Origin of the sequence: Sphingomonas sp. HF-S4 (assembly GCF_032911445.1) — a bacterium.
Lineage (GTDB): Bacteria > Pseudomonadota > Alphaproteobacteria > Sphingomonadales > Sphingomonadaceae > Sphingomonas > Sphingomonas agrestis.
In genome coordinates this window covers 1,824,496-1,839,141 of record NZ_JAWJEJ010000001.1, presented here as the reverse complement: position 1 = coordinate 1,839,141, position 14,646 = coordinate 1,824,496, and the positions used below count along the sequence as shown (strand labels likewise).

The 14,646-nt window shown below is 65.2% G+C and carries 14 protein-coding genes; 8 read left to right on the top strand and 6 right to left on the bottom strand.

Going from position 1 to position 14,646, the window contains the following annotated elements; translation table 11 throughout:
- Nucleotides 1–102: 102 nt before the first annotated feature.
- Nucleotides 103–759 (bottom strand): hypothetical protein, encoded by a 657-nt coding sequence (locus tag RZN05_RS07965; protein WP_317226081.1) that lies wholly within the window; start codon nt 757–759, stop codon nt 103–105.
- Between the two features lie 402 nt (nt 760–1,161).
- On the opposite strand from RZN05_RS07965, the gene RZN05_RS07960 reads away from it, so the two are divergent.
- From RZN05_RS07960 to RZN05_RS07940, 5 genes are all read left to right on the top strand, one after another.
- A complete protein-coding gene (locus RZN05_RS07960) occupies nt 1,162–1,839 on the top strand; it encodes an energy transducer TonB (protein ID WP_317226080.1) in 678 nt (225 codons plus the stop codon).
- A gap of 72 nt (nt 1,840–1,911) precedes the next feature.
- On the top strand, nt 1,912–2,706 hold the full coding sequence (locus RZN05_RS07955) for a MotA/TolQ/ExbB proton channel family protein (RefSeq protein ID WP_317226079.1): 795 nt from the start codon (nt 1,912–1,914) through the stop codon (nt 2,704–2,706).
- Nucleotides 2,707–2,790: 84 nt separating this feature from the next.
- Nucleotides 2,791–3,270 carry an ExbD/TolR family protein gene (locus RZN05_RS07950; RefSeq protein WP_317226078.1) on the top strand — a complete coding sequence of 160 codons (480 nt, stop codon included), beginning with the start codon at nt 2,791–2,793 and terminating at the stop codon, nt 3,268–3,270.
- Nucleotides 3,271–3,296: 26 nt separating this feature from the next.
- Nucleotides 3,297–3,722 carry an ExbD/TolR family protein gene (locus tag RZN05_RS07945; protein ID WP_317226077.1) on the top strand — a complete coding sequence of 142 codons (426 nt, stop codon included), beginning with the start codon at nt 3,297–3,299 and terminating at the stop codon, nt 3,720–3,722.
- Between the two features lie 169 nt (nt 3,723–3,891).
- A complete protein-coding gene (locus tag RZN05_RS07940) occupies nt 3,892–4,245 on the top strand; it encodes a tetratricopeptide repeat protein (RefSeq protein ID WP_317226076.1) in 354 nt (117 codons plus the stop codon).
- Nucleotides 4,246–4,285: 40 nt separating this feature from the next.
- Here RZN05_RS07940 and dcd read toward each other — a convergent pair whose 3' ends face one another.
- From dcd to RZN05_RS07915, 5 genes are all read right to left on the bottom strand, one after another.
- Nucleotides 4,286–4,840, bottom strand: coding sequence for a dCTP deaminase (dcd, locus tag RZN05_RS07935; RefSeq protein WP_317226075.1), 555 nt, complete (start codon nt 4,838–4,840; stop codon nt 4,286–4,288).
- Nucleotides 4,841–4,930: 90 nt separating this feature from the next.
- On the bottom strand, nt 4,931–6,883 hold the full coding sequence (locus RZN05_RS07930) for a sialate O-acetylesterase (RefSeq protein ID WP_317226074.1): 1,953 nt from the start codon (nt 6,881–6,883) through the stop codon (nt 4,931–4,933).
- A 63-nt stretch (nt 6,884–6,946) separates the two neighbouring features.
- Nucleotides 6,947–7,297, bottom strand: coding sequence for a hypothetical protein (locus tag RZN05_RS07925; protein WP_317226073.1), 351 nt, complete (start codon nt 7,295–7,297; stop codon nt 6,947–6,949).
- 54 nt (nt 7,298–7,351) lie between these two features.
- Nucleotides 7,352–7,792, bottom strand: coding sequence for a cytidine deaminase (locus RZN05_RS07920; RefSeq protein ID WP_317226072.1), 441 nt, complete (start codon nt 7,790–7,792; stop codon nt 7,352–7,354).
- On the bottom strand, nt 7,789–8,271 hold the full coding sequence (locus tag RZN05_RS07915; protein ID WP_317226071.1) for a UPF0262 family protein: 483 nt from the start codon (nt 8,269–8,271) through the stop codon (nt 7,789–7,791). The genes RZN05_RS07920 and RZN05_RS07915 overlap by 4 nt, the downstream gene beginning before the upstream one ends.
- Before the next feature lie 84 nt (nt 8,272–8,355).
- Between RZN05_RS07915 and RZN05_RS07910 the strand changes: the two genes are divergently transcribed.
- The 3 genes from RZN05_RS07910 (at nt 8,356) to RZN05_RS07900 (ending at nt 14,572) form a co-directional block, all read left to right on the top strand.
- Complete coding sequence (locus RZN05_RS07910) at nt 8,356–9,852, top strand: replicative DNA helicase (RefSeq protein WP_317226070.1); 1,497 nt, start codon at nt 8,356–8,358, stop codon at nt 9,850–9,852.
- Between the two features lie 295 nt (nt 9,853–10,147).
- The gene (locus RZN05_RS07905) at nt 10,148–13,129 is read left to right on the top strand and encodes a TonB-dependent receptor domain-containing protein (RefSeq protein WP_317226069.1); all 2,982 of its coding nucleotides are present in this window, start codon (nt 10,148–10,150) and stop codon (nt 13,127–13,129) included.
- Nucleotides 13,130–13,294: 165 nt separating this feature from the next.
- The gene (locus RZN05_RS07900) at nt 13,295–14,572 is read left to right on the top strand and encodes an Hsp70 family protein (RefSeq protein ID WP_317226068.1); all 1,278 of its coding nucleotides are present in this window, start codon (nt 13,295–13,297) and stop codon (nt 14,570–14,572) included.
- The last annotated feature ends 74 nt before the right edge of the window (nt 14,573–14,646 follow it).

Here is a 14,646-nt window from a genome sequence, read left to right as displayed (position 1 = left end):
AAGAATCTATGCCAAGAACCGAAGCGCCGGCCGAGGCGTCGAGCCTCGTCCGCCGCAAACCCACCCCCTGATCCCCTCCCTTGCCGGGGGGAGACACGACGCTCAGCCGCAGGGCCCCAGCGCGCGCAGCACGAGCTGATAGTCCTCGCGTGCCACCGCGGCATTGGCGGGCTCGCCGCCCTCGAGGCTCTCGGGCGGCAGCGTCCGCGGCAAGCCGCAGGCGAGGCGATACCAGAGCAATGTGTTCGGCGGGGGCGGGCCGGCCGATTCGTCGACGATGTCACTGAGCGACACCGACCAGCGAGGCTGCTCGCCCGGGCGCCGGAGGATCTGGAGCGATACCGGTGCGCCGCTCGATGTCTGCAGAAATATCTGTGTCTCGCCCTCGCCGGGGAGCGAGCCGGGAACGTGGAAGGCGTTGCCGACGCCGGTGATCGCCGGTGGCGCATCCTTGGCGACGACTTCGCGGGCGATGCCGCGGACCAGCGCGTCGAGCGCCGGGTCATAAGCGCGCTGGCCATCGAGCCCGGTGAGCTGGATCTGGTCGGGCCGATTCGGCACGGCACGCGCGAACAGCAGCACGCGCTGCTTCTTGAGCTTGGGGTCACGTCCGCGCTCGGTCAGCGCCACGTCGGCGACGTACCCGATTCTCGTCGCGACACCTGCAGGACCGCGAATCAGGGCAGTCACATCGGCCTCGATATAGAATCGGGCGCGCCCCGGGGCGAGATTCGCCGCCTCGGCACCTTTGATTTTCACCGCACTGCGAATACGCGCATCGAGGATCAACGGCGCCCCAAGAACTTGTCCCGCGACAGTGGTATAGCCGGGCAATACAGGTCCGGCAGAAGCTTGGTTTTGCGTGGGTTGCAGGGCGGAGTGGGCAGGCGCGGTTAACGTTATCGCGCAACAAAACGCCATCAGGGGTACACGGATCATGCGGTTCCGTTACCGGATTGTGCCCTTCTTATACAGAAATAATTCCGTCATGTGCTGGCGGTAGGCGCTGATTGTCCGACAAAGCGTTTGCGTACCCCGAATGGCCGCGATAGAGACTCGCCCTCTGCCGTACCTTAAGCATCCAAGCTGAGGCGGACGGGCTTGTGCGCGGAACATTCCGGCGCGCAGGGTCGCACAGGATTAGAGGAGTGACGTTGCCGAATGGCTTACGCTGACCGGAATGTAAGTGGCAGCCGGTTCGTTGCGATCGTAATCGTCGCAATAATCGTGGCTGGCTTGGGTTATGCCTTCGTCACGGGTCTGGCATACCAATATATCAAAAAGAAGGCGGAGGAGCTCAAGACCTTCGAGGTCGAAGAGCCGCCGCCCCCGCCCGAGGAGGTTCCGCCTCCGCCGCCGCCGCCGGACACGCCCGTGCCGCCGCCGCCGACTCAGGTGGTGACGCCGCCTGCGATCGTGCAAACGGTTTCGCCGGCGCCGCCGATGGTGACGACTCCCATCATCCCTCCCGCACCCCCGATCACGCCTCCGGCACCGCCGGCGCCCGTAGCGCCGCCGCAGCCGCCGGCGCCGCCGCGGGTCGCCAAGCCGCTCAAGCCCCGCACGCCTCCAGGCAGCTGGGTGACGAACGACGATTATCCTGCGGCCGCGATTCGTGCCGAGCAGCAGGGCACCACGGGCTTCCGCCTTCAGGTCGATGCGACCGGCAAGGTGGTGGACTGCACGGTGACGTCGTCAAGCGGCTCGTCGGTTCTCGACAACACCGCCTGTTCGCTGCTGAAGCGCCGTGCGCGCTTCTCGCCTGCGGAAGACGCCAGCGGCAACAAGATCCCGGCGCCATATGCGAGCCGATTCCGCTGGGAACTGCCGAAGAATTGATTTGGGTGGCCGGCGCCCCGTCGCGGCGCGCCGGAGTGTGGAACGCTACTAGTTTAGAGGAAAGAACCGACAATGTTCATGACCATTCTCGCCGCGGCGGCGCCCAAGGGCGACAATCCGTACGGCCTCGAAGCAGCCCTCCGCGAAGGCGGGATCATCGCGCAGAGCGTGTTCGGCATCCTGGTGCTGATGCTCTTCGTGTCGCTCTACATCCTGTTCACCAAGCTGTTCGAGCAGCAGAAGATCATCAACCAGTACAAGCGCGTTCGTGCGCAGTTCTGGACCTCGAACAGCCTGCGCGAAGGCGCTGCGAAGCTCGAGAAGAACTCGGCCTATCGCCAGATCGTCGACGACGGCATCCAGGCACAGGACCAGTACAAGGAACTGACCGATCCGATCGAAGCGCATGACTGGCTGCACGGCTCGCTCGCGCGCTCGGAAGCATCGATCAACTCGCAGCTCAACGGCGGCCTCGCGTTCCTCGCGACGACCGGCGCGACTGCGCCGTTCATCGGCCTGTTCGGCACCGTGGTCGGCATCTACCGCGCACTGATCAAGATCGGTTCGGCCGGTCAGGCTTCGATCGACGCCGTCGCCGGCCCGGTCGGTGAAGCGCTGATCATGACCGCGCTCGGTCTGGTCGTCGCGGTTCCCGCAGTGCTTGCGTACAACTTCCTGCAGCGCCGCAACAAGGCGATCTCCGAGAACCTCAACGGCTTCTCGAACGATGTGCTCGGCTACCTGGCTTCGGACGGCCGCGTCCGCCCGAAGGCCTCTGCCGCTGCCGTAAAGGCGCCTGCAGCCGCGACGGCCACGAAGCCGACCACGACTGCCGGCCAGGCCGGTGGCGTGCAGACCCGCGCGTAAGCAGTACACAGGATAGGGCCGCGCGCTTCGGCGTGCGGCCCGCTCCCGGGTCGCTCGGGAGATAGAAGGATAGGATAACGCCCAATGGCGATGAGCGTAGGCGACAGCGGCGACGACGCACCGATGTCGGACATCAACACCACGCCCCTCGTGGACGTGATGCTGGTGCTCCTGATCATCTTCCTGATCGCCGTTCCGGTGGTGATCCAGACGATCGATCTGGCGCTTCCCAAGGTGCAGTTCGAACCGACCACCACCAAGCCCGAGAATGTGGCGCTTTCGATCACCGGCGCCGGTGGCCAGTGCCAGGTGTATTGGGGGATGACTCCGGTGACGAGCAAGGAACTGCTCGACAAGGGCGTGGAGAAGCTTCGGGCTGAGATCGACCGCCAGGGTGGCCCCAACGCCGCCGGGCTCGAGCTTCCCGAAGTGCACATCCGCGGCGACGTGAACACTCCGTACCGCTGCATCGGCGGCACCATCTATACCATGCAGATGGCAGGTTTCGCGAAGGTCGGGTTCATCTCCGAGCCGCCCGCGGGATCCAACGTCACCCGCATGTGACGCACAGCGTTTAAGGAGTTCTCGAAATGGCAATGAGCGCTGGCCGCGACGATGGCGAGCCGATGATGGAAATGAACACGACGCCGTTGATCGACGTCATGCTCGTGCTCCTCATCATGTTCATCATCACCATCCCCATCCAGACCCACGCGGTTAAGGTGGACCTGCCGCAGAATAGCCCGTCGAGCGCGCCGCCCGTAGAGCCCCAGAAGAACAAGCTCTACATCGACGCGAACGGCAACGTGTTCTGGAACAGTGTGCAGATCGACGACGTCACGCTGCGCCAGTATCTGGACGCATCGTTGCAGATCAGTCCGGAGCCCGAGCTGCATTTCCAGCCCGATCCCAATGCCCGCTACGACGTGGTCGACCGGGTTTTGGCGATCGTGAAGCGCGCGAATATCACCAAGCTCGGCTTCGTCGGCAACGAGCAGTATCGCAACGACTTCTGATCCGGCCGCGCTTCGGCGCAGCCTGCCAACCTTTCGAAAGGCGGTCCCTTGGGGCCGCCTTTCTTTTTGCGTCGAAGCCGCTTGCCGAGATGCAACGAAAGTGTCACACAAGAGTCATCAAGATGTCACGGAAACGTCACCGTGACGCAATGAACTCTTGGAGGGTGCTATGCGTATCGGACTCGTTCTCCTCGCCGCCGCGCCACTGTTCGCGGCACTCCCGGCCCAGGCGCAGGATAGCGCCGTTGCCGCCACGCAGATTTCGCAGGGTGATTTCGCCGCGGCCGAATCGCGGCTCCTGTCCGAGCTGCGCATCCATCCAGGCCGTCCCGAGCTGCTGCTCAACCTGGCGGCAGTCTATGCCAAGACCGGCCGCACCGGCGAGGCGCGCGGCCTTTACACCAGGGTACTCGGGCAGGACGAAGTGCTGATGGACCTGTCGGTCGATCGCACCGCAGGTTCGCATGCGCTGGCGCAGCGCGGGCTGCGGCGGCTCGATACGGTGCAGTTCACCGCGCGTTGAGTTTACGCTTCCCCGAGCCAGGCTCGGGGAGGTATCGCCTTTAGAGCCGCGGCAGCGTCACGCCACGCTGGCCCATATACTTGCCGGCGCGGTCGGCATAACTCGTTTCGCAGGGCTGGTCGCCCTTGAGGAAGAGGAACTGGCACGCGCCTTCATTGGCATAGATCTTGGCGGGCAGCGGCGTCGTGTTCGAGAACTCGAGCGTGACATGGCCTTCCCATTCGGGCTCGAGTGGCGTCACGTTGACGATGATCCCGCAGCGCGCATAGGTCGACTTGCCGAGGCATATCACCAGCGTGTCGCGCGGGATGCGGAAATATTCGACTGTGCGGGCCAGCGCGAAGCTGTTGGGCGGGATGATGCACACGTCGGTCTTGCGGTCGACAAAGCTGTTCGCGGCGAAGTCCTTGGGATCGACCACCGCCGAATCGACATTGGTGAAGATCTTGAACTCGTCGGCGACGCGCGCGTCATAGCCGTAGGACGATAGACCGTAGCTGATGCAGCCCTCGCGCCGCTGCGCCTCGACGAACGGTTCGATCATGCCGTGGGCGAGGGCGTTTTCGCGAATCCAGCGGTCGGACAGAATGCTCATGGTTTCCCCTCGAATAGGGTGTCCGTTTCGCCGGAAGCGCGCGGCGGAGCAAGCGGGCAATTCCTCCCCGAGACAAGCTGGGGGAGGAATTTACTTCACTTCCAGTTCGAAGGGCGTCGCCGGCAGGCCGGTGGCATCGGTGAGGTTGCAGATCGGGCTGTCGCCCCAGCAGAAGCGGACGCGGCTGGCGGAGCCGGGGCTCACAGCGACGAGTACGTCACTGGCGTCGATGGTTGCGGCGGCAAAGCGGCAGCTGCCCGGGGTGGTGCCGCAGAGCTCGAAACCGATCGGCTGCGCGGCACTGAGCGCGACCAACCCCTTGTCGACGCCGGTGAAGCGGATGCGGATGACCTTGCCCTCCAGTCGTGCCTCGACCGGCCAAGGCCCTGAGGGCGAGGCCTTGCCACGATAGGTCAGCGCCTCGGCGCCGCGGGCGAGGCGATGGCCGACATCGGCCTTGTTGGCCGGGTGGATATCGACAACGTCGCCGAGATCGACCGTCACCGCGAGCGCGGCGTTCCTGTCGGCTAAGACGGCCTGGCGCTGCTCGTCGCGGATTTGCGCGAAGCCGCTTTCGACCGGCCGGGGCACGCGCGGCCCCCAGCTCGATAGCTGGGCGATGAGGAAGGGCATGTCGGGCTTGGCGAACTGGCCGCGCCACGCCGCCATCATGCTCGCGAGTTTTTCGGCATAGCGTTCGGGGGTGCCGGCATTGGCTTCGCCCTGATACCAGGCGACGCCGCGCAGGCCGTATGGGCCGATAGGGGCGATCATCGCATTGTAAATACCCGAGAATCCGGCGATGGCCTCCCACGGCGCGTGCGGCGGGTCGCCGACGCCTGCCGGGGCGCGAAGCCATTGCCAGTCGGCGGGGTCGGGCAGCGGTATGCTAGTGCCGTCGACGAAGCGGAGCGCGCGCTGGTCGGCGCTTCCGAGCAGTCCGCCCTCAGCCCAGGTGTCGAGCACGCCGACGGCGATCCTGTTCTTGCCGGTCTTGAGCGTGCCGGGCGCGAGCGCATAATGCCGCGGTACACCCCAAGCATAGGTGACGCCTACCGGCACGCCGTTGACAAAGCTCGCATCCATGTCGTCGGCAGGACCCAGCGCCAGCGTGGTGCCCGTGGCGGCCTGCTCCGCAGTCAGCGTAACTTCGGTGCGATACCAGAGCATGCCGTTATACGCAGCGAGCTCGGCGAAGCCCCATCGCTCCCAAGGATCGAACGAGGGCAGGGGCCGCCACTTTCCCGGTGCAGCCGATTGCCACGGCTCCGCGCCGACGGCGTCGCCCGACGTTGCACGATACCAATCCGTCCACCGCGCGCCGAATTGTCGGCTCGCGGCGGCGGGATCGGTGCGATAGGTGCGCAGCAGTGCGAGATCCGCCTGCGCGGCGGGATCCTTGACGAGCGCGGTCTCGGGGCGCCACGCATCGATCGCAGTGCCGCCCCAACTCGCGTCGATCAGCCCCATCGGCACCTTTTGCGAGGCGCGCAGGTCACGCGCCATGAAATAGCAGGCGGCAGAGAATTCGCGCACGGTTTCGGGCGTGGTGCGTTGCCACTGGACCGAAGCAGGGAAGTGACGCTCGGGGACGAGGCTCGTCTTCTTCTCGATCGTCATCAGCCGGAGGTCGGGATCGTTGGCCTTGTCGATCTCGCCCGACGCACCGAGCGCCCGGGAAACGGGAAATTCCATGTTGGACTGTCCCGAGCACAGCCAGACATCGCCGATCATCAGATCCTCGGCACGCTGGCTTTGGCCGCCGCGTATGGTGGCGGTGAGCGTGTACGGTCCCCCGGCGGGAAAGGCAGGAAGGTCGGCACGCCAATGGCCGTCCGCATCGGCGCGCACCAGCGTCTTTCGGGTGCCGAGCGTGACTTCGACGCGGTCGCCGGGCGCAGCGTCGCCCCAGACCGCGATCGGCCGGTCGCGCTGGAGCACGCCGTGATCCTGGAACATCGGATGGAGCAGCGGAGCCTCCTGCGCAGCCGCAGGCGTGGCGAGCAGCAGCAGCGCGGGCGCGCACCGGGACATCGGCCTCATAGCATCTCCTCCGTTAGCGCTACCAGACAGGCTCGCAGAGCGTATTGCAAGCGTTCGCGAAACTCAGCCGTCGGGCTGTTGCCAGTGCGGGTAGGTGACATAAGCGGTGACCGCGCCTTGGGCGTGCGAGCGGATAGTGACCTTTTCGCCTTTCGGCATGTGGACGATCTCGCCGGGGCCGGCGGTGACTTCGACACCGTTGCTCGACACCGAGAGGCTGCCTTCGAGCACAATCATCACGTCGTCGACCGCCATCGTCTCGTCGAGGCGCTGGTCGGGCCCATAGCGGCCATAGCCGATCGTGATCGGCGCGCCGTGGCGCTGGTCGACCACGTTGCCGGCATAGACTTCGCCGTCCTGTCCGGGAGAGCGCTCGAACGGCGCGTCGGCGAGGGCGAATTTGCGGACGGGCATCGGGTTTCCCTTCGTTGCGGTTTTTGCTGCAACGCACGCCGATGCTTATGGGGCTCAGGCCATCCCGAGGTCGGCGGGACCAAAGGCGTGGGGCAGGAGTTCGGAGAGCGTGTAGCTGGCGAAGTCGTCGCCCGCCGCGCCGCCGCAATAGATCGGCAAGTCGCGGCCGCCTAGTTGGGCCGCCTCGTTGATGATCTGGCGGCAGCGACCGCAGGGGTTGACCGGAGCGCTATCGGCATGGCCGATCCGTCCGCCGATCACCCCGATCGCGACCACCTCGCGGAACTTGCCCTGCGCGTTGACCGTGGCGAGCGCTACCGTTTCGGCGCAGAGCGAGAGGCCGTAGCTCGCATTCTCGAAATTGGCGCCAGTCACCACGCTGCCGTCGCTGAGCAGCACCGCAGCGCCGACCGCGAAGTTGGAATAGGGTGCGTAGGCGTTCTTTGCCGCGTCGCGGGCCGCCTCTATCAGGCTGCGGGGGTCGGTCATGGTCATCCCTTGATATGCAGCACGCAGATTAGTGTGAAGAGCCGGCGGGCGGTGTCGAAGTCGAGGTCGATCTTGCCTTCGAGCCGCTCCTGGAGGAGTTCGGCGGACTGGTTGTGGATGCCCCGCCGCGCCATGTCGATCGTCTCGATCTGGGCGGGGGAGGCGGCGCGGATCGCCTGGTAATAGGAATCGCAGATCGCGAAATAGTCGCGGATCGGGCGGCGGAAGCGGGCAAGGCCGAGGACCAGCGTTTCAAGCGGCGTATCGTCGGCGCGGTGGATCTCGAGCGCGAGCCGGCCTTCCTCGACGCGGAGATGGAGCTTGTAAGGGCCTTCATAGCCATCGGGATGCTTGCGCTGCGGAGCGAAGCGATTTTCCTCGAGCAGGTCGAAGATCGCGATGCGGCGCTCCTGCTCGATATCGGCCGAGCGCCACAGGATCGTGCGTTCGTCGAGCGTCACGTCTATGATGCGCGGATCGGCCATTCCGGCAGTGCTTTGCGGCCTATCACCGCTTTTCACAAGCGGGGCAGTTGATGCCGGAGCTCGGCTGCGCGACTAGGGTCTCACATGGCACAACCGATTCCCTTTCCCGCCCCCGAGACTCCCGAGGGCGTCAGCCTCCCGCAGAATGTCGAGGCGGAAGCCGCTTTGCTCGGCGCGATGATGATCGACAACCGCGTCGCCGAGGACGTGCTCCAGAAGCTGCGGCCAGAGCATTTCTTCGAGCCGCTGCACGGGCGGATCTACGAGACGATTTCGGCGATGGTCGGCGACAACCGGCTGGCGACGCCGGTGACGTTACGGCCGCTGTTCGCGACCGATGCGGCGATGAAGGAAGTCGGCGGGCCGGCCTACCTAGCGCAGCTTACCGGCAACCCGGCGAGCCTGATCGGCGCGCGCTCGTTTGCCGACCAGATCTACGACCTCGCGATGCTGCGCGCGCTGGTGAGCGTGGGGCGCGACCTGGTAGAAGGGGCGCTCGACACGAGCCAGGACATCAACCCGGCCAAGCAGATCGAACAGGCCGAAATGAAGCTCTACGAGGTCGCCGAGAAGGGCGATTCGGACGCGGGGCTCAAATCGTTCACGCGGGCGGCGACGCTGGCGGTGAAGCAGGCCGAGAAGGCGATGAACTCGGGCGGCGGCATCTCGGGCATCACCACCGGGCTGACCGACCTCAATGCGAGCACCGGCGGGTTCAACCGATCGGACTTGCTAATCCTCGCCGGGCGCCCGGGCATGGGCAAGACCTCGCTCGCGACCAACATCGCGTTCAACGCCGCCAAGCGCTGGGCCGACGACATGGAAGCCGGCATCCCCGAGGACAAGTCGATCGGCGCACCGGTGGCGTTCTTCAGCCTCGAAATGTCGGCCGACCAGCTCGCGATGCGTATCCTGTCCGAGCAGGCCGAAGTCGTTTCGGAGAAGCTGCGCACCGGGCAGATCAGCCATAGCGAATTCCAGAAGTTCGCGCGCGCGGCGGGCGACCTCGAACGGCTGCCGCTGTTCATCGACGACACGCCGGGCCTGACGATCGCGGCACTGCGTACGCGCGCCCGCAGGATGAAGCGGCAACATAAAATTGGGATGGTGATCGTCGATTACCTCCAGCTGCTGAGCGGCAGCGCCAAGGCTTCGGGCGACGGGCGCGTGCAGGAAATCTCGGAGATCAGCCGCGGCCTGAAGACGCTGGCCAAGGAGCTCCATCTGCCGGTGCTGGCGCTGTCGCAGCTAAGCCGCGGCGTCGAGAGCCGCGAGGATAAGCGCCCGCAGCTTTCCGACCTTCGTGAATCGGGATCGATCGAGCAGGACGCCGATATCGTGCTGTTCGTCTATCGCGACGAATATTATCACGACTTCAAAGCGCCCACGAAGACGCCCGACGGCACCGAGACCGCCGAGGAGCGGATGGCGTACGAGGCGTGGCAGGCCAAGCAGCTCGAGGTTTCGGGCAAGGCGACGGTGATCATTGCCAAGCAGCGCCACGGCGCGACCGGATCGGTTCACATGCGCTTCGACCGTCAATTCACCAAGTTCAGCGATCTGGCGCACGAGGATTATTGACGCGCGAATGGTTGCCCAGTCGGTGGCATCGCTTTCCGGGATTGGGCAATAATTTCTGCCCATCATCCGGTGGAGATCGCGCTCGAATCCCCTTCGAAGAATGACTGAAGATTCCATCGGGAAGCAACTTCTCCGGTAGAGTTGCCGTCGTTGTACAAATGTCACGTTTGTTACATTTTGTTTCCATCGTCGGCGAGTATATTGCTGTCGCGTTTCATCCCATGCAACATTGACGCGCTGCACTATGATGCGGCCGGATCGCCAAGAAGCGATCACGTCATGTTAGGGGGCTTTCATGAAAAATAGCATGCGCCAGACGCTTCTGGCATCGACTTTCTGTGTCTCGCTTTGGTCAGTACCGGCATTTGCCCAGGTGGCCGTCCCGGCCGAAGGTGCTGTAGCGCAGGCAGAAGACGGGCAACCCAGCGGCGACATCGTCGTTACTGGATCGCGCATCGCCCGGCCGGATCTGGAGCTTGCAAGTCCGGTCAGCGTCATAGGTCGGGAGGAAATTCAGTTTCGGCAGCCGGGTAGCGCTGACGATCTGCTCCGCAGCCTGCCTGCGATCCGCCCGTCGATCGGCGCCGGGGTCAATAACGGTTCGGACGGCTCCTCGACGCTCAACCTGCGCGGTATTGGCGAGGAGCGCACGCTGGTATTGCTCGATGGCCGCCGGCTGGTGCCCTATGGCCTCAACGGCTTGACCGACACCAACAACATCCCCGTCGCGCTGCTCGAGCGGGTCGAGGTCCTGACCGGCGGTGCTTCATCGACTTATGGCGCAGACGCAGTGGCCGGCGTGGTCAACTTCATCACCCGGCGCGACTTCAACGGCATCGATGCAACGACGAGCTACCGCGTCTCCGAACGCGGTGACGCCCAGCGGTTCAAGGCCGACGTCACCGTCGGCGGCGACCTCGGCGACCGCGGCAACGTGGTGTTGAGCGTCGGCTATACCGACACCAAGCCGCTGCTGCACACGGCGCGCGATGTCAGCCAGGTGCCGATCAGCTCGACGACCGGCCTGTTCTCGGGAGCGACCGCAGCGCAGGTCACTATATTCGCGTCGCCGACCAATGCGGCGCTCGGCGTACCGGCAAGCAGCTTCGGCGCAGTGGTCGATCCGGCGACGGGCCTGCTGCGCGCGGCGACCGCGGCAGATACCTACAACACCAATATCGGCACCTACTTCCAGACCCCGCTGGACCGCGTGAACGTCTATGCGGCCGGGCACTACGAGGTTACCGACGGCGTGGAGTTCTACGCCAATGCGATGTTCACGCGAAACCGGATCGCGACGCAGCTTGCGTCTTCGGGCACGTTCGGCAACACGTACCAACTGTCGCTGAACAACCCCTATCTCCCGGTTGGCGTCCGCAACCAGCTGTGCACCGCGCGCAGCATCGCCGCTCCGGCCTGCAGCGCGGCGGCGGCGGTCCAGGGAGGACCAGGCACCCCAGGCTATATCGAGGTGCCGGTCATCGCCCAGCGGCGCTTCACCGAATATGGCCCGCGCGGCAATCTCTTCGAATCGCAGATGTTTCAGGTCGCGGGCGGCTTCCGCGGCGATCTGACGCCCAGCCTCACCTATGACGTCTCGGCGCAATATGGCGAGACGACGCAGAACCAGACCCGTGAGAATTGGGGCTCGTTCAGCAAGGTGCAGCAGGCGCTCCGAGCTTATCGGACGCCCGGCGGCATCCGATGCGTGGATACGGCGAACAATTGCGTCCCGCTGAACCTGTTCGGGCCCAATGGCTCGATCACGCAGGAGCAGCTCGGCTTCATCGATCTGGATGCGATCATCAACCGCAAGGTGCGCCAGACGGTGGTCACCGCCAGCTTGGCGGGCGACCTGTTCACCTCGCCCTTTGCATCGACCGACATCGGCTTCGCGGTAGGCGCGGAGTATCGCAAGATCAGTGCGGCCAGCCAGCCCGACGGCCCGTCCCAGATCCAGGGCGAAGTGCTCGGCACCGGCGCGCGTACCCCGCCGGACGTCGGCGAATACAACGTCAAGGAAATCTTCGGCGAGGTCATCGTGCCGCTGATCGAGGACCAGCCCTTCTTCCACAGCCTGACGGCCGAAGGTGGTATTCGCTATTCGGATTATACCACCACCGGTGCCAGCACGACGTGGAAGGCCGGCGGCACCTGGGAGCCCTATCAGGGGATCAAGCTGCGCGGCACCTATCAGGTCGCGGTCCGCTCGCCCAACATCCAGGAACTGTACCAGTCGCCGGTCCAGGCGCTGGGCAACCTGACCGTCGATCCGTGCCAGGGCGCGATCTCGGCCGCGCTCGCGGCGCTCTGCGTCGCCACGGGCGCTCCCGCGGGAACGATCGGATCTATCCCTGCGCCAACCTCGGGCCAGATCAACAACACCACGTCTGGCAATCGTGATCTCGACGTCGAGCGCGCGAAGACTTGGACGCTGGGCGGCGTGATCGCACCGGCGACGCTGCTCCCAGGCTTCGCGCTCACAGTCGATTACTTCAACATCCGCATCGATCAGGCGATTACCCAGCCGGCACAGGCCGACATCCTGAACGGCTGCTATTCGGCTACGCTCAACCCGAGCCTCACCGCCAATGCCTTTTGCCAGCTGATCGGGCGCAATCCGCTCACGGGTAGCCTGAACGGCGCGGGCGAGACCCCGGGTGTAATCCTGAGCTATTCGAACCTCGGTAGGATCGAGACCGCGGGCATCGACCTCGGGGTGAGCCAGCGGATCAAGATGGAAGACCTGGGCGTCGGCGGCGGTGGCGCCTTCACCCTCGGGTTCAACGCGACGCGCCTGAACTATTATCATTTCCAGGCGACGCCCAACGCGATCAACCGCGACTGCACCGGCTATTACAGCGCCGGCGGCTGCACCAATCCGCGCGCCAAGTGGCGTTGGAACGGTCGGGCCACCTATGGCAACGACATGTTCGACGTGTCGCTGCTGTGGACGCACATCAGCGCCGTGCAGCTCGAGCCGTTCCGGGCGACACGCTTGGCCGGCGACGTCCCCCAGCCGGGCGGTCCGAACCCCAGCACCATCCTCGATGCGTACGAACGGATTCCCGCCTATGACTATTTCGATCTCGCGCTTCGTGCAGCGCCGACCGAGAATATCGAATTGGCGCTGACCGTGAACAATTTGTTCGACAAGGATCCGCCACTGGTGGGCTCGGGCGTCGGCGGTACGGCTTACAATAGCGGCAACACCTTCCCGACGATCTATGACCCGATCGGGCGTTCGTTCACCCTGAGCGTGCGCCTCAAGATGTGAGCGTTGCAAGCTGCAGCGGCCGGACCGGCTGCTGCAGCTAGCAGACCCGTACAGCGATCGAGACCCGGCCTGCCGAATTGCGGGCCGGGTCGCATTCGTATCTTGCCCAGCGGTGCCACGGGCGGCCATAGGCGCCGTCCGCCTTGCTATCGATTGGACGCCGACGTGATCGCCACTGCCCTTGGGCTCGATTTCGGGACCACCAACAGCGTGGTCGCGCTGGCCGGGGCGGGGGAGGCGCCCGAGATGGTCGAGTTCGCCGGTCCCGAGACGACCAGCGCGGTGTTCCGCTCGGCGCTGTGTTTCTGGGAGGATGGTGGGGTTCAGGTCGAGGCCGGGCCCTGGGCTATCGCCGAATATCTCGAATATCCCGAGGGCAGCCGGTTCCTCCAGTCGTTCAAGTCGGTCGCGGCGAGCAGCGCGTTCGAGCATGCCTCGGTCTTCGACAAGCGCCTGCGCTTCGAGGAACTGGGAAGGACCTTCCTGCGGAAACTGGTCGAGCATTCGGGTGGCAGGCTCGATCATCGGCCCGAGCGGATCGTGGTCGGGCGGCCGATCGAATATGCCGGGAGCCGGCCCGATTCCATGCTGGCGCGCGAACGCTATGATGCAATGTTCGCGGGGTTCGGCGCCGAGATCCACTATGTCTACGAGCCGATCGGCGCGGCGTTCAGCTACGCCAAAAGGCTGAGCGACCCGGCGACCCTGCTGGTGGCGGATTTCGGCGGCGGCACCAGCGACTTCTCGGTGGTGCGCGTCGATGCGCCGGGAGCGGCGCGGCGCTGCACCGCGCTGGGGCATGCCGGTATCGGCATCGCCGGTGACCGCTTCGACTATCGCATCCTCGATCAGCTCGTGATGCCGATGCTCGGCAAGGGCAGCGCATATCGCTCGTTCGACAAGATACTCGAGATCCCGGGCGGCTATTTCAGCGACTTCGGCGACTGGTCGCGGCTGGCGCTGATGCGTAACCGGCGGACGCTCGAGGCGCTGCACAAGCTCCAGCGCTCGGCCGAGGACCCGGCAGCGATCGGGCGGATGATCGCGATCATCGAGAACGAGCTTGGTTATCGATTGTACGACGCCGTGGGCAAGTTGAAGCGCGCGCTGTCGGGCGTTGCGCAGGCCGAGTTCCGGTTCGAGGGCGGCGGGATCAAGATCGCTACCGAAGTGCAGCGCGAGCAGTTCGAAGGCTGGATCGCACCCGAACTCGCCAAGATCGAGGCGACAGTGGACCGTGCGTTGGCGGCGTCGGGCGTCGGCGAGGCGGGGATCGACCGGGTGTTCCTGACCGGAGGATCGTCGCTGATCCCGGCGGTGCGCGAAATCTTCGTGCGGCGCTTCGGCGAGAACCGGATCGGCAGCGGCGGCGAACTGACGTCGATCGCGCACGGGCTGGCGATGGTGGCGCAGGAAGACGATATCGCCGCCTGGGCGAGCTAATCGAAGCGATTACCCCGCCTAGTCGGAACGCGGAGCGCGCGGCTCGCCGTGCGGCGGTACCGTCCTGTCGAACT